This window comes from Nitrospira sp. T9, from assembly GCF_052156535.1.
In the GTDB taxonomy this organism is placed as follows: Bacteria; Nitrospirota; Nitrospiria; order Nitrospirales; family UBA8639; genus Nitrospira_E.
This window is the reverse complement of sequence record NZ_JBQKUP010000036.1, coordinates 72,201-94,810: the sequence shown is the minus strand read 5'-3', so window position 1 is coordinate 94,810 and position 22,610 is coordinate 72,201. Positions and strand designations below refer to the sequence as shown.

Below are 22,610 nucleotides of genomic sequence, written 5' to 3'. Positions count from 1 at the left end.
TCTGGGACAAAAGACCTAAGCCGTTTCATTCGAGACTGGGTCTTCTTTTATAGAAGGTGGGCCTTCTTTTGTGTTGAATTATCTATAGCAATTGCATAGATTAACCTAAATGACGTTGGGGAATTTTTGTTTTGTGAAGAAAGCTTAGAAAATGCTCAGGACATTCAAGGAAATATTATTGGAGATTTAAGTTTATCAGTTAAATTGACAATAATTTGTTTTCTTTGTTAATTTCTTGTTTTGCTGGGGTATTTTACCTAGCCGAAAGTTGGTTTTAAAAAATGATGGTGGTGGTTACTTTTGCTTTTAACCAAGGAGGAGGCCCGATATGAGTCTCGATTACGTAAAATTCACGCCCGGTTTCGGAAAATTTATGCCAAAAGAATATAGGGATATGGTCGAGCATGGTCCATTTGGGAAAAAAACATCTGTTTCGCAAGTGGGAACGTTTAAGGAGATTTTAGAGGAACATCCTATGTGTGCAGGATGCGCGATGACCTTGTTTATCCGATTGGCTATTATTGCATTCCCTAATCCAGAAGATACGATTACAGTTGGTACTGCAGGATGTGGGCGACTAGCCATCTCTCAGGCAGCTATTCCTTTTGTCTATGGAAATTACGGCGATCAAAATGGGGTGGCCAGTGGATTGTCACGCGGACTTCGCTTGAGATTTGGAGATCGCCCTAAAGATGTTGTAGTGATGGCGGGAGATGGGGGAATGGCAGACATTGGCTTTGCTCAAACTTTGCATTCCTGGTTTCGAAAGGAGAAATTTACGACCATCATGTTGGATAACGAAGTATATGGGAATACCGGTGGTCAAGAAAGTGGCATGACCAACAAGGGTCAAGTTTTGAAGATGGCGCCCTTAGGGAAAAAATTTGAAAAGATGGATATGTTAGGAATGGCCAAGGTTGCGGGGTGTGCGTATGTGGCGACAGTGGTTCCCAATAACCCAAGAAGAGTAGAAAGTGTCATTAAAAAAGCGGTCTTGATTGCACGAGAAGTTGGCCCAACGTATATCCAAGCCTATACCTCATGTAATATTGAATATGCGATTCCAACAGATAAAGTGATGGAAGATGCCAAAGATGTCGAGAATGATCGTTATGCATTTTCTGAATATCTTACAGACGAAGCCAAGCAGTATTTAGGGGAACTGTATGGGTACAAAGAATATCTACCGAAGCCTGCAGCTGCAGTTACAAAAGGGTAGTTTTCCCCTCAAAAGTTTGCGTGCTTGGTTGGTATGCTCTTAAAGGTATGAAAATGGAGGAGGTTGAAAATGGCTATTCGTTATAACATTCGTATGGCAGGCGTTGGTGGTCAAGGTGTGGTGACTGCATCCCACATTTTTAGCACAGCGGTCATTAATGCTGGTGGGGAGAGCACCATCGTTCCGTTTTATGGGTCTGAAAAGCGAATGGCTCCCGTAGAAAGTTATGTTCGTGTTTCAAATGAACCGATTTATGAAATCGGAGAAATTACTTTTCCCCATATCCTCATGGTCTTTCATCCACAGTGCATTACCCATGGAAAGAGTTACACGAATCCATTTTATTATGGGTTAAAAAAAGAGGGAGTCGTTCTTATCAATAGCAACACCCCCATGAATCTTGAGCCGGATCAAGCTGCCGAATTGAAAGACTTAGGTGCCAAAATTTATTACCTCCCAGCTACCCAAATGTCTCTAGATGTGGCGGGAATTGATTTGGCCACCAATATGGCGATGGTAGGAGCCATTGGCGCAATTACGGGACTTTCGACTATAGAGGCCACTGGAGAGGCTGTGAAAGATCGATTTCTCGGAAAGGGTTTTGTGGTGTCAGGTGGAACTGCTGCTTTGGATAGTGTGGTGGAAAGAAAGTTCAAGAAGAAGGCAGAATTGATTGAGAAAAACTTAGCGGTGGTAAAGGCCGGTTGGGATTACGCTGTCGATAATGGATGGACATTGGGAGCGTCCTCAATGGCTGACCAAACAACTAGTGCAGCAAATAAAGCAGCAAAGGCTTCGGTCTAAAAACGAAAAAAAAGAAGGAATTGAAAGGGGAGAGCAATGTATCTTGTTGCAAATATAGATATAGATATTTGTGCTGCAACCAGCTGTAAGTTGTGCACTCAGTACTGTCCGGAGGCCAATACGATTCAGTATGATACGGAGGCGGGAAAGGACAGGGGTTTAAAGTATGGGTCGGCTTATGTCGCCGTTGATCGTTGTAAGGGATGCGCACAATGCGTATGGGTGTGTGACAATATGGCCAAACATCATGCCATTAAAATGGAAATGATCGATCAAATTGGGGATGCGGCACTTACTGAAAATATTTCCTACTTGGAAAAAAATACCAAAGCGGTTCTTGCTAGTCCGCTGAGGGGATAATCTAATAAAAGTTTTTCATTCTTCAGTCATTTCATACTCATCAATCGGAGTCCAACGTGGAATTAACGAAAGAGTTAGAAGAGGCAATCGTGGCCCCAGGGCCACAAGGTTTCCACCCACCATCTGCTGCGGAACTTGGTGTCCTGACCCCTGAACAAGGATATGGTTTGAAGTTTGGCCATGTTGTTGCGGAAGAGCTGGCAATGGAAGCCATGGCGCGTACGATGTTGACTCGAAAGAATGCAACCATTTTCCCTGGTCCGATGGTTTTGTGGAATTGGAATGATCATGCGGCCGATAAGGCTAGGGCTGTATTAGAGCTAGCAGCACAATTACCCGATGTGCTCGTCATTCCCATGCCGGATTATCGCCCCAAGTACCCCAAGGTTGAACCGGAGGAAGTGATCAATCCGAATCATCCCAATCTTACAATATGGGGAAATAAGATTGAAGCCTGTATTTTTATCGGGGTCCATTGTCACTATGCTAACCTAACTCTCAAAATGATTCGAGCTGGAACCAATTGCTGGACATCTGCTATTTGTGCGGAACAAGGGCATGAGGATGCCATGTTCACAGTTCGAGATTCTGATGCTACAAAGATCCGAAGGGTTGCAGCAGTTTTTAAGCGGGTACGAGAAGAAATGGGGATAAAATTACCAGAAAGTGGCAATAATGTTCGTTTTACTGGACTACAGTCCAAAGTCCACGGTGGCAAAACACACACCAATCCTCTGGATTTTAGTATTGAAAGCCCGGTTGATGGAAACGCAGCAGCGTTTGGCCATAAAGCTGAACATATGCAAAAGGAAGCATGAGTATATTTGTAAATTTTCATTTAAGTAATAAGGGGGTCAAACCATGAGCGAAGCCCTTGAATCAGAAGTTAAAACCAATCCCCAAGGTGATCCAATTACGAGTGCGCCGGCTGCACCATCAGTTGATAGCGGAAAGGGAAGAAAGGACCCTCATGGAGAAGCCAAGCGCCAGAGGGTTGTCTCTCCGGAGTATATGTTTTTTGAGGCTCCTCGTGAACGGGAATTTATTACCGGGAGTGAATGTGCAAAAGAGGCGGTGAGGCGCTCAAATGTAGATATGTCCGTGGCCTATCCCATTACCCCACAAAGCGAAACCTTGCAATTAATCGGAGTCTTGTATGGGGAAGGGTATGTGAAGGAATTCTATCGAGGTGAGGAAGAATATGGCGTCATGTCGGCAATTGCCGGCGCTTCCCGTGCAGGTGTTCGAGCTTTTACGGCCACAGCTGGTCCCGGAACATTGCGAGGTCTTGAGCCCATTGTCTCATGGGCAGGTCACCGCCTTCCCGCTGTTTGCATGTTTACGTGCAGGGTCGTGAATGCTCCATTGGCTATCCAACCTGATAATATTGAAATTGCCTACCTATTAAATAGCGGAATGTTGGTCTTTCATGCGGAAAATCAACAGGATCTGTTCGACTTTATCATGAAGGGTTTTATCATCAGCGAAAAAAATGATGTGACCCTTCCGGTGGGTGTCTGTTGTGATGGTTTTTTTGTGACTCATGCTCGAGGGTATTGTTCGATGCAGGATCGAGGGCTCAAGCTCCCGCCTCGAGACCCTTACCGAGGGTCGGTCCCGGTTTTAGATGCGGAGAACCCTCCAGCTCGATTGTCCCGTGATGCTCCGGTTCAAAAATCTAATTTTATGGCCTACAACATTCATGCGGTGTGGCAGCAGGAAGTGTGGGCTGGGGTAGAACGGTCACGGAAATATATTAATCAATATATGGATGGATTGTTAGAAGCTCAGGATGTGGAAGACGCAGATGTTCTCCTTATTGCTTCGGGGAGTGCTGCGGCACAATCCAGAGAAGCGGTTCGTCAATGTAAAGAGAAAGGCATTAAGGCAGGATTAATCAAAATTCGTTCCTTGCGACCTTTCCCAACAAACGAACTAAGAGAGCTGTGTGGCAAAGCCAAGCTTATTGTTATTCCGGAATTTAACTATGTCGGATGGTTGGCCAAAGATGTGGCTACGGCAATTTATGGTTTCTCTAATGCAAAGATTGTGGCCGGTCCACATGTCTACGGTGGGATGTCCATGCCAGTAGAGATGATTACGGATGAAGTAGAATGTGGTTTAACCGGTAAGAAGTCGAACACGGTTCCAGAGTCTCATATTATGGGAACGGTAGATCCAGCAGCGGTTGCTCATTTTATGAAGAGCATTTAGAATCAGCAAAGTAGCCAATATAGGAATACCAAAAGCCCGTCCCAAGAATAATTGGGGCGGGCTTTTCTTTGCCATCCGGAAAAATAAGGATTGATAAAGGGAGAGGCTGTCGGTTACTACAAGCTCCTGATAAAGTAAAAGGTTTATTAGATGATCGTTTCTTCTCCCGGGCCAATCATCTTGGTTACCAATGATGATGGGATAAATGCTCCTGGCATCAAGATTTTGGCTGAGGCTCTGAGGCCGTTAGGGGAAGTTTGGGTTGTGGCCCCAGAGAAAACCCAAAATGCCGTTGGGCGGTCGATGACATTGCATAAACCATTGAGGCTGCGTTCTCTGAAAAAACGATGGTATGCCGTTAATGGGACCCCAGCAGATTGCGTGACACTAGCCGTGTGTCATCTTCTGCCGGCGTGCCTGCCTAAATTGGTGGTATCAGGTATTAATAATGGATGGAATTTGGGCGATGACGTTACTAATTCCGGAACGGTTGCCGGTGCCATTGAAGGTATGCTTCATGGTATCCCTTCTATTGCCATTTCCCTGGAAGACTTACCAAAATGCCAATATGCCGTCGCAGGCCATTTTGGCTTTTTGGTTGCGAAACGGGTTTTAGAATGTGGGCTTCCTAAAGAAACCATACTAAATGTGAATGTTCCGAGTCGGCGATTGGAGAACATTGCCGGTATTCAAATAACGTGTTTGAGCCAAAGACGTTATCTCAATCCCATAGTCGAAAAGACAGATCCGAGGGGTAATCGATATTTTTGGATTGCGGGACAGCGAGAGTCATGGGCGAGAGGGAAGCATTCTGATCATGACGCCGTTTCCAATCATATGGTTTCAATTTCTCCACTTCATTTGGATTTGACCGATTATTCTGCGATGCAAGCGCTTAAGGGGTGGGAGAAAGCTCTGTATCCCTCAGAACAATCCTTGCGAAAACCAATCAAGGTTTCCGGGAGAGGTAAGCGGTCTCCAGTATAACCAAAATGTCTACGAGAAACTGAGAGCCAGGTATTTCTACTGAAAAAATATGGAATTGGGCAAACAATTATACGACTGGATGTTATCGTGGTCTGACTCTCCCTATGGAGTTCCTGCCTTATTCTGTCTCGCTTTCGCCGAATCTTCAATTTTTCCACTGCCTCCTGATGTATTGGTCATTGCGCTTACTCTTGGAAATCCAAGCCTGGGCTGGTGGTACGCAACGGTTGCGACAATGGGGTCTGTGCTTGGAGGAGCTTTTGGATATGGAATCGGATGGTTTGGGGGGCGACCTCTTCTGCTTAAATTTATGGGGCAAGCCAGAATGGATTTGGTGCATCAGTATTTTCAACGGTATGAAGCCTGGGCTATTCTCATCGCAGGGTTCACCCCCATTCCGTACAAAATTTTTACCATTGGGGCAGGAGCGTTTTATGTGAACTTTCGAACATTTATGGTGGCCTCACTTATCAGTCGGGGGGGGCGATTTTTTCTCGTTGCAGGTGCTATCCAATTCATGGGCCCATGGGTCAAAGAACTCATAGAGAAGTATTTCAACTTATTTTCCATCATCTTTGTGGTGATGTTGGTTCTTGGATTTTGGCTGGTCCAACATCATGGAAAAAAAATCACACATCCCACACCCACTCGAGAACAGTAAGTCATGCCTCTCACCCTGTATAACTCCCTAACAAAAAGGAAAGAACTGTTTCTTCCGCTGACGCCGAATCAGGTTAAGATGTATGTTTGCGGAGTCACGGTATATGATGATTGTCATCTTGGACATGCCAGGAGTGCGTTAGTTTTCGATACCATCAGGCGGTATTTGGAATACAGCGGTTACCAGGTAACCTATGTCAGAAATTTTACCGATGTGGACGATAAAATTCTCCAACGAGCTCACAAAGAAAGTATTCACTGGACTCAGGTGACGGAAAAATATATCGAAGCCTTTTATCGCGACATGGGGCGATTGGGAATTATTCCCCCTACAATAGAGCCTCGGGCGACTCACCATATCCAGGATATCGTGGACATGATTGCCGGATTAGTTGAGAAGGACGTTGCCTATGAGGTGGAAGGTGACGTGTATTTTGAAGTCAGAAAGTTCAGTCAGTATGGCCAATTATCCGGTAGGAATCTGGAAGAATTATTGGCCGGTGCTCGCGTTGAAGTCGACCATCGGAAAAAAGATCCCATGGATTTTGCTCTCTGGAAATCAGCAAAGCCGGATGAGCCAGGTTGGGAGAGCCCTTGGGGTAAAGGTCGACCGGGTTGGCATATCGAATGTTCGGCCATGTCGATTAAGCACTTGGGTCCAACATTCGATATCCATGGGGGAGGAAAGGATCTCATTTTCCCGCATCACGAAAATGAAGTGGCTCAGTCCTGTGCCTACACGGGAAAGGAGTTTGCCCGGTATTGGATTCACAACGGGTTTGTGACGATTGATCAAGAGAAAATGTCCAAGTCCTTGGGGAATTTTTTTACGATTCGAGAGATCTTTGAGAAGTCACCGTATTCAGAAATCGTAACCGGGGAATGTCTTCGCTATTACCTCCTTTCTACGCATTACCGAAGCGATATCAATTTTTCTGACAAATCGATTTCCGAAGCCAAATCGGCTATGGATTCCATCTATGGGCTCATTCGGCGATTGGAGGAATTCGATACTCATGCGGAAAATCAAGGTAACGAAGAGTGGGAGTGCCTCTCGAATCATTTTGCCAAAAAATTTCAGGATAGTATGGATGATGATTTCAATACGCCCAAGGTGCTCGGGGCTTTTCACGAATTTCGTGGAGAGATCAATAAATTATTGAGAAAGGGGTTATCCAGCCAGGCTAAACAAAATGTCAAAGAGGCACTGAAAAAGTTTGGCGAACCGCTTGGGTTATTCCAGTTGAATCCTAAAGAATGGCCGTTTGCTGCATACGGTTCTGCAACGATAAGCGGTGGCGGTACTTTAAAGGCAGAAGGAAAGAAAACCGCTTACGGTTCTGCAATAATAAGTGGTGGCGGTTCTGTGGAGACTTCTCGTTCCGTAAGTTCGGATTGGATCGAAGAAAAAATCCGCTTACGCAATGAAGCTCGTGCCCAGAAAGATTTTTCTACCGCTGATACCATCAGAAAAAAATTAGCCGAACAAGGCATTATCCTGGAAGACCGACCCGATGGCACCACACGATGGAAGCGATGAATCCCCGGCAATGGTGTACGGGTTTTATGCGGTTCTAGAATCTCTCCACTCGCAGTCTCGGCCCGTCCAACGAATTTGGATTCTTCGGGCTGATGGTCGATTTGTTCCCATTGTGAAATTGGCAAGGGAACGCGGTATTTACCTGGCTGTCGAATCAAGGGAGAGATTAGATCGCTTAGCTGGCGATCGACATCATCAGGGCGTGGTGGCTCAGGTTTCCGCCAAGGAGTATCTGGAAGGAGAGGAGTTGCTGGACCTACTTTCTCTTAACCCTATCCCTGCTTTATTAGTGGTGTTAGACCAAATCCAGGATCCACATAATCTAGGCGCGATTGTCCGTTCGGTAGAGGCGGCCGGTGGAGATGGGATTGTCATCCCCAAGCACCGTGCCGTGGGTCTGACGGGTGGAGTGGCCAAAGCATCGGCTGGAGCTTTAGAGCATGTCTCCATTGCCCGTGTAGCCAATACGGGAAAGTTTCTTGAAACATGTCAGAAGCGGGACATCAGGACTGTAGCATTAGTCCCGGAAGGAGTTGAATCCTATTCAGAGGTAGACTTCACCGAACACGTTGCGCTGGTGTTTGGAAGTGAAGGAGAAGGGATCCGGCCGATTGTGCTAAAAAAATGCGATCAAAAAGTTAGGATTCCAATGTTTGGAAGGATGAACTCGCTGAATTTGTCAGTTGCCGTAGCAGTGACACTCTTCGAAGCAGTTCGGCAACGGACTCGGAAACCATAAGAGCCATGCGGAAATTATTTTATCTGAATCAGGCCTTCCTGAATTGCGGCATTGAGCAGTTGGGCGGCATTGGAAACCCGAACCTTCTTCATCATATTGGCCCGGTGGGCTTCAACCGTTTTGACGCTAATTTTTAATTGTTGTGCAATCTCTTTATTCTTCAACCCTGACCAGATGAGTTGCAGGATTTCTTGCTCGCGTTGAGTCAGGGCCTCTGGGCGTTTTCGCTTAATAGGTGGCATGTCCAATTTGTCCGGTTTTAGTTGGTTGGTCATGGGTACCTCAGGCATTTTCTCTAGGCGAATTATCTAAGGGAGAATATCAGGTCATTTTAGGATTGTAAACCAAAAGAATACGTAAACTCACCCTAGTCGAATTAACTACGGAATATGTGATCTTTATGTCTCACTGGATTGTTTGGCCGAGCGTCTTTATTCTGGGAACGATCATTGGAAGTTTTTTGACGGTATGTGTGCACAGAGTGCCAAAGGGACAATCTGTGGTGGCTCCTCGGTCGGCATGTCCTCATTGCGGCAGGCAGATATGCTGGTATGACAATGTTCCTCTTTTGAGTTTTATCTGGCTTCTGGGGAGGTGTCGAGCTTGCCATGCGGGTATTCCGCGAAGATATCCCATTATTGAGTTGGCAAATGGCTTAGGCTATCTCCTGGTGGTCTGGCGGTTTGGGCTCACGTGGCCCACGATCGTGTATGCGGGGTTGGTGTCGGTGTTCCTTGTGGTGGCTTGGATTGATTGGGACCACAAAATCATTCCGGATGTGATTACATTACCTGGAATTGTGGTTGGCTTTTTGTGCGCATCCTTCCTGCTACCGACGGGCTGGGTCAATTCGCTTATCGGTTTGTTGGTGGGAGGGGGGATTTTACTAGCTCTCGCGTGGGTCAGTCCCTTCTTGTTCGGAAAAGAAGGCATTGGGGGTGGTGATATTAAATTTTTGGCCATGGTGGGAGCCTTTTTGGGGTGGCAGCAGGCCATACTTACCCTGATGGTGGGATCAGTGGTGGGAGCGGTTGTCGGGATAATGTTACTTGCCACGAAGGTTCTTAAAAAAGGCCAATACATTCCTTTCGGGCCTTATTTAGCGCTTGGGGGCTTGATCGCGGTGGTGTGGGGAACGGAGTTATGGCACTGGTATTTTCATGGCTTGTTATAAGTACCCAACGAATTCAGCAAGATAGGTGCGATCACACGGAGTAGGTTCAAGACGTTACTCTAACAGGGACAAGACGATTGAAGAGATTTCTTTTGTGTACCAGAGGTTTTACCCTCACTGAATTAATTATCGTGCTTGGCATTATCGGGGTAGTTTTGATGTTAGCTCAGACCTGGTTGGTATCCCAGTTACCTCATTGGCGATTGAATGGAGCAGCCAGACAGGTGACCTCTGACCTTTTAGGGGCAAAAATGAAGGCCGTGATTGAGCGGAATAGGCAACGAGTCTTCTTTCAGGATAATCATCGGTATGTGTTATTGGATGATGATAATAATAATGGAAAGTCCGACCCGGGCGAACATCTTGTAGCGCGCGATATTCAGGAGAGTTTTCGAGATGTTATGATGTCGGCCACCAACAATCCCTCCTTTCTGCCAAGAGGAACGGCGTCCAGCTTAGCTTCTATTACCCTGTCCAATTCAGCCGGAAAACGGATCATTACGGTTAGCATAACCGGACGAGTAAAAGTGAAGTCTTAATGCACATCATGATTCATGAGGGAAATCGACTGACGAGTTGCCTGCGAGAGCAACGAGGGTTTTCTTTGTTAGAAGTGCTAATGGCCCTGGTAGTGGTTTCCCTGGCGCTCCTTGGATTTGCAGGCTATTCCGTTGTCGCTCATACAGGCATGACCGCGAGTGAAAAAATGACCAGAGCTGTCACCCTCGCCCAGGAAAAATTGGAAGACGTGCGCCGGGATGGAGTGCCCAATTCGTTAACCGCTACATGGACTAACACGGAACCCTATGGCTCCATTGCCGGTGCGAGTCATCATCAACGAACGCTTACTATTCAACCGCATTTTCCAATATCCGGGTTACACACTGTCACGGTCGAAGTGCGGTGGGATCACGATGCGCATACCACCACACTTACCACTTATCTCACAAAGTAAAAGTGGATACGCGGATGCCACATGTTTCGATAGGGTCCCCTCGGGGGTATACACTCGTTGAGGTTATGGTGGCCTTGGGCCTGAGTCTCCTGACTGTGAGTGTGGTCTATGCCCTGTATATTCAAGAACTCAAAGCCCATGGTGTGCGAGAGCATATCTTGGACATGCAGCAACAGGCTCGCGTTGTGGTGGATTTGGTGACCCGGGAAATCCTGATGGCCGGTTATGATCCTCGCGGAGTGAATCGTGATGCCGATTTTACTAATGATTTTGAGGGGATTACGTATGATCCCAAAAAGCTCTCTATCAAGGCGGATTTGAATGGTAATGGCATCACCAGCGATGCCAATGAATCGATTGTCTTTGTCTATGATGCCTCGACCCACATGCTCCGGCGAAATACCGGTGGAGGAAATCAACCATTTGGTGAGGACATTGAAGCGTTTGTTATAGACTACCTTGATCAGGGTGGGAACCCGACCACAGATTCCAAAGCTATTCGACAAGTGAGAATTTCGGTGACAGCCAGAACGTCACAGCCCGATCCACAGTATGCCAAAAACGGTGGATATCGAACGATGACTCTTCATTCCCGAATCACGATGAGAAATGTCCAATCATGATCGGACTCACTAGCAAGGAGGGAATGAGGCCTTGTCGCAATTCCATGGGTGGAGCGCTCATTGCAGCCTTGTTATTGGTCGCTATTTCCTCAATTATGGGTGCGACGATTCTGTTTGCCACGTCAACCGATCTACAAATCAGTGGAAATTTCCGAAGGGCGATGGCTACGTTCTATGCCGCAGAGGCGGGCATCGCAGAAACCGTCGTTCGTTTAGGTGGATCTTCCTTGTCAAATCCAGGATTTCTCGGCGATCCTTCTCCCACTCTGCAAGCAAATTGGTCCGCCTATATGTTGTCTTCCCCTGAGTGGAAACCACAGTATGATCCTGAATATTCAGGGGTTTTCACCAACTATTTTCCTTTGAGTGGAAATCTTACCAATACGGCAGTTCTTCCAAATAGTGTGCAAACTGTTCTCCCTTACTGGACTAAAATTCGTCATAAAACCGAGTATGATGCGGAACGGGCGGGACACAGTTCTCTGACCCCTCACTATGAAGATGGGGATGGAATAGGCGCGACGCATTCAATAAATTCCCGAGGTAGCCTTGTTTTCTTTGGATTTCCATCAGAAAGTGAACTCATCCCCACGTCATTTACGTCAGCAAATCCAACTCCATATTCCCCAGTCGAAATCATCATCAGCCAGGGTCAGGTAGAAGGTGCCACGTCCTTGATTCAAGTGGAGGTTGCACACCCGTCTGGGCCGCCATTGTTGGCCGCCGTATATGCGAATAGTCAGGTCGTATTTTCTGGAGGATCCACAGCCGTAGAAGGATTTGATAATTGTGGGCTCCTGGCAGGAGGTCGACCCCCGGTGAAGTTGGGGCCTGCAGGTGCGTTGGCAGGAACCGCCACTTTCACAGGAAATCCCCCGACGCCACAAGTGGGCTCGGATTTTTTGGATTTAGTCAAGGCTTTAGATAGCCTCAAGGGAGGCGCTCAGGTCATTTCAGGAGATCTTGCCGGTGTGAATCTTGGGGCTCCTGGGAATCCTGCCCTGTTGTATGCTGAATCGCTTGCAGGGGGATTTTCGAGCCGACTTGCCGTTCAGAATCTCTATGGATATGGCATACTTTTGGTAGCGGGAAATCTAAACATTTCCGCGCCCTTTCATTGGGAAGGGCTCATCATTGTCGCTGGGCAAGTGACGTTTGATGGTGGAATTGGGAGTTCCGTCATTCAGGGTGCCCTTTTGGCGGATCAGTTGCAGATACTGAATGGCGAGGTGAAGATGACACTGGATACCTGTCCGATCGCCGCGTCCCTTCGAGTGCTTCCGGTTGCGACCCTCAGTTGGCAACAACTTCTCTAGACTCTCTCTAAGACTTTTTCTATTTCTCGACTGATAAATCTCAAAAAATTCGCTTGCAAGTTTTCCTCTCAATAATTCCTCTAACTTCCAGTTTCTAGTTGAGTTTATTTTTTCGGGTAAAATGGTTTTGTAAACTTCCCCTTTTTCCGCACCTTTCCTGAGACTTTTGATTCGTGGCGACATGGGTCCTTTGATTGATTGCAGAAGGGTGACACCATTCTTACAATGGTTTCCTTGTCATGGCATGGGGATTGGTTTACAAATTTCAACTTAACCGCTTGTAGAGTTCCCCCCATGGCGTGTTTGAGGCAAGTTCTTTCCAGGAAAAACGTGTTCTTAGTTAACTTTTAACGGGGTAAATGCCATGAGTGTACAACCAGACATTATTTACACGAAAGTTGATGAAGCGCCTGAGCTGGCCAGTGGATCGTTTCTTCCAATAATTCAGTCATTTGCTAAAGCGGCAGGTGTGACCGTTGGCACCAAAGATATCTCCCTCGCGGGAAGAATTCTTGCGCAATTTCCTGACAAGCTCAAGCCTGAGCAACGCCAGCCGGATGATCTGGCTCTTTTAGGTGAACTGGTTGAGAAGCCAGATGCCAATGTCATTAAATTGCCAAACATCAGTGCATCGCTCCCACAAATTAAGGGTGCAATAGCTGAATTACAATCTCAGGGCTATTCGATCCCTGACTATCCAGAAGATCCTAAAAACGAAGAAGAAAAGGACATTAAGGCCAAATATGACAAAGTGAAGGGAAGCGCGGTTAATCCGGTCTTGCGGCAAGGGAATTCCGATCGTCGGGCTTCAGCCTCGGTCAAACAATACGCCAAAAAGAACCCGCATAAAATGGGTAAATGGACAAAAGATTCCAAAACGCACGTGGCGCACATGACGACCGGAGATTTCTTCGGCAATGAAAAGTCCGTAACCATCGACGAGAAAGCCGTTGGAAAGGGAAAAATTGAATTTGTAGCGGATGATGGTAACGTTACCGTCGTGAAAGATAAATTAACCCTCAACAAGGGTGATGTCCTGGATGCCAGCAAGATGAGTTGCCAGGCATTGCGCCAGTTCTTTAAAGAGCAGGTGGCAGATGCCAAACAGAAGAACATTTTGTGGTCGTTACACCTGAAGGCCACCATGATGAAAGTTTCGGATCCCATCATGTTTGGTCATGCAGTGAGGGCATTCTTCGACGATGTCTTTAAAAAGCACGAAAAAACGTTCGCTGAATTGGGCGCCAACCCGAATAACGGATTAGGTGACATCCTGGCCAAAATTAAAAATTTACCGGAGGCCCAAAAGAAGGAAATCGAGTCAGATATCCAGGACTGCCTCAAAAATGGACCGGCACTGGCAATGGTGGATTCCGACAAGGGCATTACCAACCTGCATGTGCCGAGTGACATCATCATTGATGCATCCATGGCGGCTGCACTGCGAACCTCGGGGAAAATGTGGGGACCTGATGGCAAAGAACATGACATGAAAGCTATCATTCCTGACCGGAGTTATGCGGGTATCTATCAGGCGGTGGTCGATTTTTGTCGAGAGAATGGCGAATTTAATCCGTCTACCATGGGTAGCGTACCGAATGTAGGATTAATGGCACAAAAAGCCGAAGAATATGGATCACACGACAAGACATTTGAATCCACCGGGAAAGGCGTAGTCAGGGTGCTGGATGGAGCAGGGAATGTCTTGCTGGAACACGATGTCGAAAAAGGTGATATCTGGCGCAGTTGTTATACGACGGATGTTGCCATTAAGGATTGGGTCAAATTGGCTGTGAACCGGGCCAGGGCTTCTTCGACGCCGGTGGTATTCTGGCTCAATAACAATCGGGCTCATGACGCCCAAGTCATTGAAAAAGTGAATCTCTATCTTAAGGATCACGATACCAAAGGGCTGGACATCCAAATTATGGCACCGGTGGATGCCATGAAGTTCTCACTCAAACGTGCAAAGGACGGTCTCGATACTATTTCGGCTACTGGAAATGTGCTTCGGGATTATCTCACTGACTTATTCCCGATTTTGGAGTTGGGGACGAGTGCCAAAATGTTGTCCATCGTTCCACTTATCAATGGTGGAGGACTATTTGAAACAGGAGCGGGAGGGTCGGCCCCGAAGCATGTCCAGCAGTTTGTCAAAGAAGGACATTTACGCTGGGATTCCCTCGGAGAGTTTCTCGCGTTAGCCGAGTCGTTTGCCCATTTGAGTCAAGTCAAAAACAACAAAAAAGCAAAAATCCTGGCGGACACTTTGGACAAGGCCACCGGAAAGCTCATGGACAACCGGAAGGCCCCAGGACGTGAATTGGGGCAATTGGACAATGCGGGAAGTCATGTGTACGAGGCCATGTACTGGGCGCAAGAACTAGCCGTACAGAATGATGATCAGGAATTGAAAAAGCAATTTGCTTCGATCGCAAAAGAGTTGGAGTCCAATGTCGATACCATTCTTGAAGAGATTAAAGCGGCAAAGGGACGGGCTCAGGATATTGGCGGGTATTATCGTCCGGATCCGGTCAAGGTGAGGACAGCCATGCGTCCCAGCGCGACTCTCAATGCCATCTTAGATCGCTTAGCCTAGGTTCTCAACGTAGGCTGGTCTTCCGGTATTATTCTTATACTGGGGATGTGTGCAACGAGCCGGGTTCCAAACGGAGCCCGGCTCGGCTTTTTTGGGGAAGGTATTTCCTGTGAGTCATGTGAAAGTTGTGACCCTTCCAAAAATCGGGCATATTCCCATTGTCTGTAAGACCAAGCGAGACATCTCTATTGAAACCCCATTAGATGCACGGGATGACGAATCCCTCGGATGGGGGTACTGGGATCGAATTTGGCCATCTGAGGTGGCCTTATCAGAATGTCTCATTCATCAGTTTTTCCCATCAAAACTGCAAGGCGTCAAGGTTCTGGAAATTGGCTGTGGGACAGGGTTGGCCGGAGTCGTTGCTGCTCGGCTCGGGGCATTTACCATGTTTTCAGATATGGTGCCTATTACCCTTGAAGCAACAACGGAGTCCTGTCGTCTGAATCACATCAGCAATTTTGACACATGCCTGTTGAATTGGACGGAAAAGATTGAAATAAAAAAGTGTTTTTATGATTTGGTAATCGGCAGTGAAGTTTTTTATGACGAGGGAATTTTAGCCGGTATTTCTGAAATTCTTGGACAGGTGCTTACCCCGAAGGGGAAAGGCATGTTTTGTGATCCAAATAGACTGGGGCTCGATACCGTCGAACATGGATTTAAAGAGAAATTTATTGTGGCAATAGAAGAAGTCCCGCTCAACTGGCCTCCCCGAAAAGATGCCGGAGTAGGAAAGAAGGGGTTTCTTTACCAATTAAGTCGCAGGAGTCAGGAGGCATTCTGACAAGGTCATTTTCCAGGTGATGAAGGTGCTATGAATGATGACGAGACCCATAAACCCAAGGTTGTCACGAAATACAAAAGTTTATCGAGTAAAGTTAATGGCTTTTTGAGGCACCAAGATGAATGGCTAGGGGATGGCATGGTTTTTTCTCATAACAGGAGAGAGCGAAGGCTATTGCGGGGTTGGTTTAAGGAAGCCTTAAGGGTAGGGATGGGGTCTTATCATCTCAACTAACTAATTTTCAATAGGTTTTCTCTTAAAGGGTGTGGTGGTGTTCTTATGGGCATTCCACGTGGGGGCACTGGGACTTTTGAAAGGGGTTCATGGGTCTTTTGATTGATTGCAGCGGGATGAGGGCATTCGTACAATGCACCGTTCCGCGCGGCAGGCGGGTTGTGCTACGTTTGTCCTTAACCATTATGATGAGTCCCTGAAGGAAGGGTTGGATTATGGCAAAAGTTCTTGAGGGCCCGGGAATGGGCTTATTGCGAAAATGGGGGATTTCAACTCCCAACTATGCTGTCGTGACCTCGAGTGAGGAGTTTGACCAATTATCTCAGGTCAATGATTGGCTCCAAAAAAATAAACTGGTAGTCAAAGCGCATGAAGCACTTGGCTCTCGTTTTAAATTGGGGTTAGTCAAAGTGGGATTGGATTTAGCCGCGGCAAAAGAGGCTGTGCGGGAGATGATTGGTAAAGAATTGGAAACCCTCACGATTAAGCAGGTGATTGTTTCCGAGGCGGTTGATCACAAAGAAGAATATTATGCCGCGGCCAAATCGACGCGCGATGGAGTGGACCTCTTGGTGGCGACCTGTGGTGGCATCGAAGTGGAATCTAATTGGGATAAGGTCAAGCATGTCTCCATCGAAACCGGTGAAAACCTGTCGGATTCAGCGATTTCCTCGCTGGTGAAGGATGCGGGGTTTTCCGGCGGTACGGCCACTAAAATGGCGGAATTTTTGAAGAAATTATATGCCTGTTTTGATAATGAAGATGCTCAATACGTAGAAGTGAATCCGGTTGTGCTCAGTGGCCAGGGAGAACTTGTGGCTCTGGATGCGGTGACCCTTCTGGACGGTGATGCCAAGTTCCGGCATAAGGACTGGACCTTTCCATTTGCGGCTGAGTTTGGGCGTGCCTATACCAAAAATGAAGAGGAAGTCATGGCTGTTGATGCCAAGGTGAAAGGCTCCGTCAAGCTCATTGAGATTCCCGGCGGCAATATTGCGATGTTACCTGCCGGTGGAGGAGCCAGCGTTTATTATTCAGATGCGGTGGTGGCTCGTGGTGGCAAACTTGCGAATTATGCAGAATATTCAGGTGATCCACCGGACTGGGCAGTGGAAGTTCTGACGGAAAAAGTCTGCTCGTTGCCTGGTATCAAGCATATTATTGTGGGTGGAGCGATTGCGAATTTTACCGATGTCAAAAAGACCTTTGGGGGCATTATCAATGCGTTTCGAAAGGCCAAAGCGGAAGGCAAGCTAGAGGGTGTCAAGATTTGGGTGCGCCGGGGTGGTCCAAACGAATTGCAGGGATTAGCGGCCATGCGTGCGCTCCAGGATGAGGGTTTTGATATTCAGGTATTTGACCGCAAAACGCCGTTAACGGACATTGTCGATATGGCCATGGCCGCAAAATAACCTATTAGACCTTGAGGATGTAGGAGACCGTTTCGATGAGTATTCTTGCAACGAAAGACACGCATGTCGTCATTCAAGGGGGGGTGGCCGGGGTGAATGCCGCTCGTCGTATGGCTGAGTTCCGGTACATGATTAAGCAACCATTAAATGTCTCTGCGTTTGTATATCCCCCCGATGCGGGGAAGACCAACGAGATCATTTGTGGAACCGAATTAATAATGATCCCCATTTATAAAACCGTCGCCGAAGCGACGGCCAACCACCCGGAGATTAACACAAGTCTGGTCTATATCGGAGCAGACCGGGCCTATGCCGGCACTATGGAAGCCTTGAATGACCCGCATATTAAAACGGTCTCCATGATTACCGAAGGGGTGCCGGAAAAAGATGCCAAACTTTTGGGGAAGCATGCCCGTAAGCTGGGGAAGACCTTTAATGGCCCTTCCTCAATTGGGGTAGTGTCGGCAGGAGAATGTCGCCTGGGAGTGATCGGGGGGGCGTTTGATAACTTGGTGGCGTGCAAGCTGTATCGTCCTGGTTCCTTCGGCGTGGTCACCAAGTCCGGGGGATTGTCGAACGAAATTATTTGGATTTGTTCCCAATTTGCAGACGGCATCACGACGGCGATCGGTATCGGTGGTGATGCCTACCCGGGAACCGACTATGTCAGCTACCTGGAAATGTTTGAAAACGATCCGCAAACCAAGGCGGTGGTTATTGTCGGGGAAATGGGTGGAGATTTGGAAGAACGGGCCGCCGAATGGTACGGTGCCAAGAAACGCCGGATTAAATTGCTCGCGGTGGTTTCAGGGTTCTGTCAAGAGAGTCTTCCAAAGGGTATGAAATTCGGGCATGCCGGGGCGAAAGAAGGATTGAAGGGCGAGGGGTCTGCGCGGGCAAAGTCTGAAGCCTTGAAAAAGGCCGGTGCGATTGTACCGGATACCTTTGGAGCTCTAGGGCCGGCTATCAAGGCCACCCACGAGGAGTTACTGAAAAGCGGACAGGTCAAGCCCATACCGGATTTGGCTCCAGCGGACATGCCAAGGCTTCCCAAAACGGTTCAAGAGAGCATGAGGGAAGGGGAAGTGCTGGTGACACCGCTGATTCGTTCCACGATCAGTGACGATCGGGGTGATGAACCGCTTTATCAAGGTTATCCGGCTTCTGAACTGATCAATAACGGATATGACATCCCCCATATTATCGGCTTGCTATGGGACAATCGTCTTGTCTCCAAACAGGAAGCCGAAATCATCAAACGAATTATCATGCTGTCGGCCGATCACGGTCCTTGCGTGAGCGGAGCCTTGACGACGATTATCGCCGCCTGTGCTGGGATCGGATTATCTCAAGCAGTCGCGGCCGGTATGATTATGATCGGTCCGCGCTTTGGTGGAGCGGTGACGGACGCTGGGAGATGGTTCAAATACGCGATCGACAACAAACTTTCGGTCGATGATTTCCTTGTCTACATGAAGAAAAATGTGGGACCGGTTCCAGGAATCGGTCATCGCGTCAAAAGCTTGAAAAATCCGGATAAGCGGGTGAAGGAGTTGGTTGGGTACGTGAAAAGTTTGAACATGGCCACTCCGCACTTGGATTTTGCATTGGAAGTCGAAAAAATAACCGCTGTCAAAAAAGATAATCTCATTCTCAACGTTGATGGAACCATGGCGGCGGTGTTAGTTGATATCGGTTTTCCGGTAGATAGCCTTAATGGCTTCTTCATTTTGTCGCGAACCATCGGAATGATTGGGCATTGGACGGATCAAAAGCGGCAAGGGAGCCGGCTCATCCGATTATTTGACTATCTGGTAAATTATGCCTCCCCGAAGCGTCGCGAGGTGCCACCGTTAAAGTAGAGCCGGTAAAATTAATGCCGGGTTAGTGGTCGGTCTTGGTTAAAACTTATCCATGTTGAACTGAACCCAGGAGATAGTGCTATGTCCCTAGAAATGGTCAAAAAACTGTATGCTTCAATGCCGGGAATTGTGGACAAAGCTCGCAAAAAATTTGGACGGCCTCTCACGCTGACAGAAAAAATCCTGGTCAGCCATGCCGATAATTTCGATTCACAAGTATGGGAACGTGGAAAGGCCATGCTGGCGCTTCGTCCCGATAGAGTCGCGATGCAGGATGCGACAGCCCAAATGGCCATGCTGCAGTTTATGCAAGCGGGGAAAGATAAAGTTGCTGTTCCAAGTACCATCCATTGCGATCACTTGATCCGGGCTGAAGTCGGGTCGGAAAAGGATCTTCTGCGCGCATGTGATGAAAACCGGGAAGTCTATAATTTTCTTGCCTCGGCTGCGAAAAAATATGGGATCGGATTCTGGAAGCCTGGGGCCGGGATCATCCATCAGGTGGTGTTGGAAAATTATGCATTTCCTGGCGGATTGATCATTGGAACCGATTCACACACGCCAAACGGTGGCGGGTTGGGAATGTTGGCCATTGGCGTCGGTGGAGCCGATGCGGGGGAAGTGATGGCGGGTCTCCCATGGGAGGTCCTCCATCCTAAGCTCATCGGCGTGAAGTTAACCGGAAAGCTGAATGGCTGGGCTTCGCCAAAAGATGTCATTTTGTATATTTGTGGCCTCCTGACGGTGAAGGGTGGAACCAATAAGATTGTGGAGTATTTTGGCCCGGGCGCGGAAACTATCAGTGCGACAGGCAAAGGCACGATTACCAATATGGGAGCTGAGCTGGGCGCCACGACGTCTATTTTCCCGTTCGATGAAAAAATGGTGGCATACTTGAATATCACGGAGCGGGCTGACATTGCCAAATTGGCAGCAGCCAACCGGAGCATGTTGGTTGCAGACCCTGAGGTCTATCAGTCTCCGGAAAAATACTTTGATGAAATCGTCGAAATTGATCTGTCCACTCTTGAACCGCATGTTGTGGGACCGCATACCCCTGATTTGGCGCGGCCAATTTCAAAGATGGCAGCGGAAGCCAAAGAAAAAGGCTATCCCGTGCAGTTAAAAGCGACTTTGGTCGGAAGCTGTACCAATTCTTCATATGAAGATATCGGTCGCGCGGCGCATATTGCCAAGCAAGGGTTACAAGCTGGGCTTAAAGCCAAAACGGCCTTTTTGGTCAGCCCGGGGTCAGAACGGATTTACCACACCATGAAGCGCGAAGGATTTTTGGAGACCTTTGAAAGTATGGGGGCCACCGTCCTGGCAAACGCCTGTGGACCCTGTATTGGGCAATGGAAACGAGCGGATGCCGTGAAAGGCAAAGCCGACTCTATTGTCAGTACGTTTAACCGAAATTTCCCTGGGCGGAATGATGGAGTGAGTGAGACCTTATCCTTCCTGGCCAGTCCTGAAGTAGTCACGGCTTATGCATTTTCAGGCGATCTGGGCTTTGATCCGATCAAGGGGACCTTGAAAACCGCAGATGGAAAAGAGTTCAAGTTTGAGGCGCCTCAGGGAGATGAATTGCCGGCCAAGGGTTTTGCTAAAGGCGAAGAAGGTTTAGTTCAACCTGCTGAGGATGGTTCGAAGCTTCAAGTGGACATTCCTCCTACCAGCGAGCGATTGCAATTATTAAAGCCTTTCCCAAAATGGGATGGAAAGGATTTTGAAAAGTTACCGTTATTAATTAAAACCAAGGGGAAAACCACAACGGATCATATCTCTCCCGCCGGTCCGTGGCTCAAATTCCGGGGACATTTGGACAAGATCAGTGACAACATGTTTCTTGGAGCCAACAATGCATTTTCAGACGAGGCGGGAAAAGGCAATGATGTTTTAACCGGAGAGTCGGGATTGACTCTTGCGCAAATTGCCCGAAGGTATAAAGAAAAAGGTTTGGGGTCGTTTGTGGTGGGAGATGAAAACTATGGTGAAGGGAGCAGCCGTGAGCATGCGGCGATGTCTCCAAGATTTTTGGGTGTCCAAGCTGTTCTGACAAAAAGTTTTGCTCGCATTCATGAGACCAATCTCAAGAAGCAAGGCATTCTTCCGCTGACGTTTGCGAATCCGAAGGATTATGATCAAATTGAACAAGAAGACCGGATCAGTGTGAAAGGGTTAAGTGGACTTGCACCAGGCAAGCCAGTGCAAGTTGTCCTTCACAAGAAGGACGGTCAGGAAGTGGTCATTCAGGCCAATCATAGTATGACCGAACAACAGATCACCTGGTTTAAGGCTGGTTCCGCATTGAACGCGTTAAATTAATTCCTATTTAAGTGGGCTAGGTGGTGGAAATTCACGACGAGAAATTTGTCGATCGTATAAGGTACTATTTCTGAGCTATGCCTGACTCATTGGATAAAAAAAATACTCTGGATCAAGAAGAGAGTCTCCAACCCAAGATGGTTACCGTGGAGATTGAAGGGAAACCGTTCCAGGTTCCCGCAGGTATCACCCTGATCAAGGCCTTGTGGTATGCAGGGCAGGATGTGATTCGTGGAGTTGGATGCTTAGGCGGATTCTGTGGAGCCTGTGCGACCTATTACCGTACGAAAGACGATCCCAAGGTCAAAACCTGTTTGGCCTGTTCAATGGCAGTCGAGGATGGCATGTCCTTTTCGTTTATGCCGGCTTTTCCGGCAAGAAAAGCGACTTACAATCTTCTTGAGCTCAAAGACCCTAAGCAGGATTTGTTTACGCTCTATCCTGAAGCCCCCTTATGTCGGAACTGTAATGCCTGCACGGAAGCCTGCCCGCAAACTATTGATGTGCGGGAGGGGGTGTGGAAAGCGGTGTTTGGAGATTTTAAAGCGGTCTCTGAAATGTTCATGGATTGTGTGATGTGTGGAATGTGCGCGCCCGTTTGTATTGCTGATATTGCTCCCAATCTGGTCGCGCTCTATGCCAGCCGGGCTCAGGGCGTGCATTTCACCGAAAAACCTGAAGGCCTCTCTAAACGTATTCAAGAGATTACCGATGGACATTTTCAGCAGGAATGGGATCGTATCCTCAAGTTGTCCGATGAGGAATTACAAAATACCTCCGCGGCCACAATCTAACCA

The 22,610-nt window shown here is 47.7% G+C and carries 21 protein-coding genes; 20 read left to right on the top strand and 1 reads right to left on the bottom strand.

Going from position 1 to position 22,610, the window contains the following annotated elements; translation table 11 throughout:
* Positions 1–328: 328 nt before the first annotated feature.
* From ACTRXD_RS12295 to rlmB, 9 genes are all read left to right on the top strand, one after another.
* Positions 329–1,219, top strand: a complete 891-nt coding sequence (locus ACTRXD_RS12295) for a thiamine pyrophosphate-dependent enzyme (protein WP_312644825.1) — start codon at positions 329–331, stop codon at positions 1,217–1,219.
* 69 nt (positions 1,220–1,288) lie between these two features.
* On the top strand, positions 1,289–2,023 hold the full coding sequence (locus tag ACTRXD_RS12290) for a 2-oxoacid:acceptor oxidoreductase family protein (RefSeq protein ID WP_312749139.1): 735 nt from the start codon (positions 1,289–1,291) through the stop codon (positions 2,021–2,023).
* Between the two features lie 36 nt (positions 2,024–2,059).
* Positions 2,060–2,383 (top strand): pyruvate ferredoxin oxidoreductase, encoded by a 324-nt coding sequence (locus ACTRXD_RS12285; RefSeq protein ID WP_312742135.1) that lies wholly within the window; start codon positions 2,060–2,062, stop codon positions 2,381–2,383.
* Positions 2,384–2,439: 56 nt separating this feature from the next.
* Positions 2,440–3,201 carry a carbon monoxide dehydrogenase beta subunit family protein gene (locus tag ACTRXD_RS12280; RefSeq protein WP_442432098.1) on the top strand — a complete coding sequence of 254 codons (762 nt, stop codon included), beginning with the start codon at positions 2,440–2,442 and terminating at the stop codon, positions 3,199–3,201.
* A 43-nt stretch (positions 3,202–3,244) separates the two neighbouring features.
* Positions 3,245–4,597: a transketolase C-terminal domain-containing protein gene (locus tag ACTRXD_RS12275; RefSeq protein WP_442432097.1), complete on the top strand. Its 1,353-nt coding sequence runs from the start codon at positions 3,245–3,247 to the stop codon at positions 4,595–4,597.
* 150 nt (positions 4,598–4,747) lie between these two features.
* Positions 4,748–5,584, top strand: coding sequence for a 5'/3'-nucleotidase SurE (gene surE, locus ACTRXD_RS12270; RefSeq protein ID WP_442432096.1), 837 nt, complete (start codon positions 4,748–4,750; stop codon positions 5,582–5,584).
* Between the two features lie 49 nt (positions 5,585–5,633).
* Positions 5,634–6,245: a YqaA family protein gene (locus ACTRXD_RS12265; protein ID WP_442432095.1), complete on the top strand. Its 612-nt coding sequence runs from the start codon at positions 5,634–5,636 to the stop codon at positions 6,243–6,245.
* Between the two features lie 3 nt (positions 6,246–6,248).
* Positions 6,249–7,784, top strand: a complete 1,536-nt coding sequence (gene cysS, locus ACTRXD_RS12260) for a cysteine--tRNA ligase (protein WP_442432094.1) — start codon at positions 6,249–6,251, stop codon at positions 7,782–7,784.
* On the top strand, positions 7,759–8,523 hold the full coding sequence (rlmB, locus tag ACTRXD_RS12255; protein WP_442432093.1) for a 23S rRNA (guanosine(2251)-2'-O)-methyltransferase RlmB: 765 nt from the start codon (positions 7,759–7,761) through the stop codon (positions 8,521–8,523). Before cysS ends, rlmB begins: the two co-directional genes overlap by 26 nt.
* Positions 8,524–8,537: 14 nt before the next feature.
* On the opposite strand, the gene ACTRXD_RS12250 is transcribed toward rlmB, so the two are convergent.
* Positions 8,538–8,798 (bottom strand): response regulator transcription factor, encoded by a 261-nt coding sequence (locus ACTRXD_RS12250; protein WP_312644810.1) that lies wholly within the window; start codon positions 8,796–8,798, stop codon positions 8,538–8,540.
* Between the two features lie 125 nt (positions 8,799–8,923).
* Between ACTRXD_RS12250 and ACTRXD_RS12245 the strand changes: the two genes are divergently transcribed.
* The 11 genes from ACTRXD_RS12245 to ACTRXD_RS12195 all read left to right on the top strand — a co-directional run bounded on the left by ACTRXD_RS12245 (position 8,924) and on the right by ACTRXD_RS12195 (position 22,607).
* On the top strand, positions 8,924–9,697 hold the full coding sequence (locus tag ACTRXD_RS12245) for a prepilin peptidase (RefSeq protein WP_442432092.1): 774 nt from the start codon (positions 8,924–8,926) through the stop codon (positions 9,695–9,697).
* A gap of 77 nt (positions 9,698–9,774) precedes the next feature.
* Positions 9,775–10,236: a GspH/FimT family pseudopilin gene (locus tag ACTRXD_RS12240; protein ID WP_442432091.1), complete on the top strand. Its 462-nt coding sequence runs from the start codon at positions 9,775–9,777 to the stop codon at positions 10,234–10,236.
* Complete coding sequence (locus ACTRXD_RS12235; RefSeq protein ID WP_442432090.1) at positions 10,236–10,652, top strand: type IV pilus modification PilV family protein; 417 nt, start codon at positions 10,236–10,238, stop codon at positions 10,650–10,652. Before ACTRXD_RS12240 ends, ACTRXD_RS12235 begins: the two co-directional genes overlap by 1 nt.
* A 14-nt stretch (positions 10,653–10,666) precedes the next feature.
* The gene (locus ACTRXD_RS12230) at positions 10,667–11,275 is read left to right on the top strand and encodes a PilW family protein (protein ID WP_442432089.1); all 609 of its coding nucleotides are present in this window, start codon (positions 10,667–10,669) and stop codon (positions 11,273–11,275) included.
* A 23-nt stretch (positions 11,276–11,298) separates the two neighbouring features.
* Positions 11,299–12,591, top strand: coding sequence for a PilX N-terminal domain-containing pilus assembly protein (locus ACTRXD_RS12225; protein ID WP_442432088.1), 1,293 nt, complete (start codon positions 11,299–11,301; stop codon positions 12,589–12,591).
* A 364-nt stretch (positions 12,592–12,955) separates the two neighbouring features.
* Positions 12,956–15,190 (top strand): NADP-dependent isocitrate dehydrogenase, encoded by a 2,235-nt coding sequence (locus tag ACTRXD_RS12220; RefSeq protein ID WP_442432087.1) that lies wholly within the window; start codon positions 12,956–12,958, stop codon positions 15,188–15,190.
* Between the two features lie 109 nt (positions 15,191–15,299).
* A complete protein-coding gene (locus tag ACTRXD_RS12215) occupies positions 15,300–15,977 on the top strand; it encodes a class I SAM-dependent methyltransferase (RefSeq protein ID WP_442432086.1) in 678 nt (225 codons plus the stop codon).
* A 449-nt stretch (positions 15,978–16,426) separates the two neighbouring features.
* Entirely contained in the window at positions 16,427–17,623 is a 1,197-nt protein-coding gene (locus ACTRXD_RS12210) for an ATP citrate lyase citrate-binding domain-containing protein (protein ID WP_442432085.1), read from the top strand.
* Between the two features lie 35 nt (positions 17,624–17,658).
* Positions 17,659–19,485: a citrate/2-methylcitrate synthase gene (locus tag ACTRXD_RS12205; protein WP_442432084.1), complete on the top strand. Its 1,827-nt coding sequence runs from the start codon at positions 17,659–17,661 to the stop codon at positions 19,483–19,485.
* Between the two features lie 81 nt (positions 19,486–19,566).
* Complete coding sequence (locus ACTRXD_RS12200; RefSeq protein ID WP_442432083.1) at positions 19,567–21,813, top strand: aconitate hydratase; 2,247 nt, start codon at positions 19,567–19,569, stop codon at positions 21,811–21,813.
* A 77-nt stretch (positions 21,814–21,890) separates the two neighbouring features.
* Entirely contained in the window at positions 21,891–22,607 is a 717-nt protein-coding gene (locus ACTRXD_RS12195) for a 2Fe-2S iron-sulfur cluster-binding protein (protein WP_442432082.1), read from the top strand.
* Positions 22,608–22,610: the final 3 nt, after the last annotated feature.

Excerpts from the sequence above, each read along its gene's own strand:
- ACTRXD_RS12295 (WP_312644825.1), top strand. The coding sequence starts at position 329 with ATGAGTCTCGATTACGTAAAATTCACGCCCGGTTTCGGAAAATTTATG.
- ACTRXD_RS12290 (WP_312749139.1), top strand. The coding sequence starts at position 1,289 with ATGGCTATTCGTTATAACATTCGTATGGCAGGCGTTGGTGGTCAAGGT.
- ACTRXD_RS12285 (WP_312742135.1), top strand. The coding sequence starts at position 2,060 with ATGTATCTTGTTGCAAATATAGATATAGATATTTGTGCTGCAACCAGC.
- ACTRXD_RS12275 (WP_442432097.1), top strand. The coding sequence starts at position 3,245 with ATGAGCGAAGCCCTTGAATCAGAAGTTAAAACCAATCCCCAAGGTGAT.
- surE (WP_442432096.1), top strand. The coding sequence starts at position 4,748 with ATGATCGTTTCTTCTCCCGGGCCAATCATCTTGGTTACCAATGATGAT.
- ACTRXD_RS12265 (WP_442432095.1), top strand. The coding sequence starts at position 5,634 with ATGGAATTGGGCAAACAATTATACGACTGGATGTTATCGTGGTCTGAC.
- cysS (WP_442432094.1), top strand. The coding sequence starts at position 6,249 with ATGCCTCTCACCCTGTATAACTCCCTAACAAAAAGGAAAGAACTGTTT.
- rlmB (WP_442432093.1), top strand. The coding sequence starts at position 7,759 with ATGGCACCACACGATGGAAGCGATGAATCCCCGGCAATGGTGTACGGG.
- ACTRXD_RS12250 (WP_312644810.1), bottom strand. The coding sequence starts at position 8,798 with ATGACCAACCAACTAAAACCGGACAAATTGGACATGCCACCTATTAAG.
- ACTRXD_RS12245 (WP_442432092.1), top strand. The coding sequence starts at position 8,924 with ATGTCTCACTGGATTGTTTGGCCGAGCGTCTTTATTCTGGGAACGATC.
- ACTRXD_RS12235 (WP_442432090.1), top strand. The coding sequence starts at position 10,236 with ATGCACATCATGATTCATGAGGGAAATCGACTGACGAGTTGCCTGCGA.
- ACTRXD_RS12230 (WP_442432089.1), top strand. The coding sequence starts at position 10,667 with ATGCCACATGTTTCGATAGGGTCCCCTCGGGGGTATACACTCGTTGAG.
- ACTRXD_RS12225 (WP_442432088.1), top strand. The coding sequence starts at position 11,299 with ATGAGGCCTTGTCGCAATTCCATGGGTGGAGCGCTCATTGCAGCCTTG.
- ACTRXD_RS12220 (WP_442432087.1), top strand. The coding sequence starts at position 12,956 with ATGAGTGTACAACCAGACATTATTTACACGAAAGTTGATGAAGCGCCT.
- ACTRXD_RS12210 (WP_442432085.1), top strand. The coding sequence starts at position 16,427 with ATGGCAAAAGTTCTTGAGGGCCCGGGAATGGGCTTATTGCGAAAATGG.
- ACTRXD_RS12205 (WP_442432084.1), top strand. The coding sequence starts at position 17,659 with ATGAGTATTCTTGCAACGAAAGACACGCATGTCGTCATTCAAGGGGGG.
- ACTRXD_RS12200 (WP_442432083.1), top strand. The coding sequence starts at position 19,567 with ATGTCCCTAGAAATGGTCAAAAAACTGTATGCTTCAATGCCGGGAATT.
- ACTRXD_RS12195 (WP_442432082.1), top strand. The coding sequence starts at position 21,891 with ATGCCTGACTCATTGGATAAAAAAAATACTCTGGATCAAGAAGAGAGT.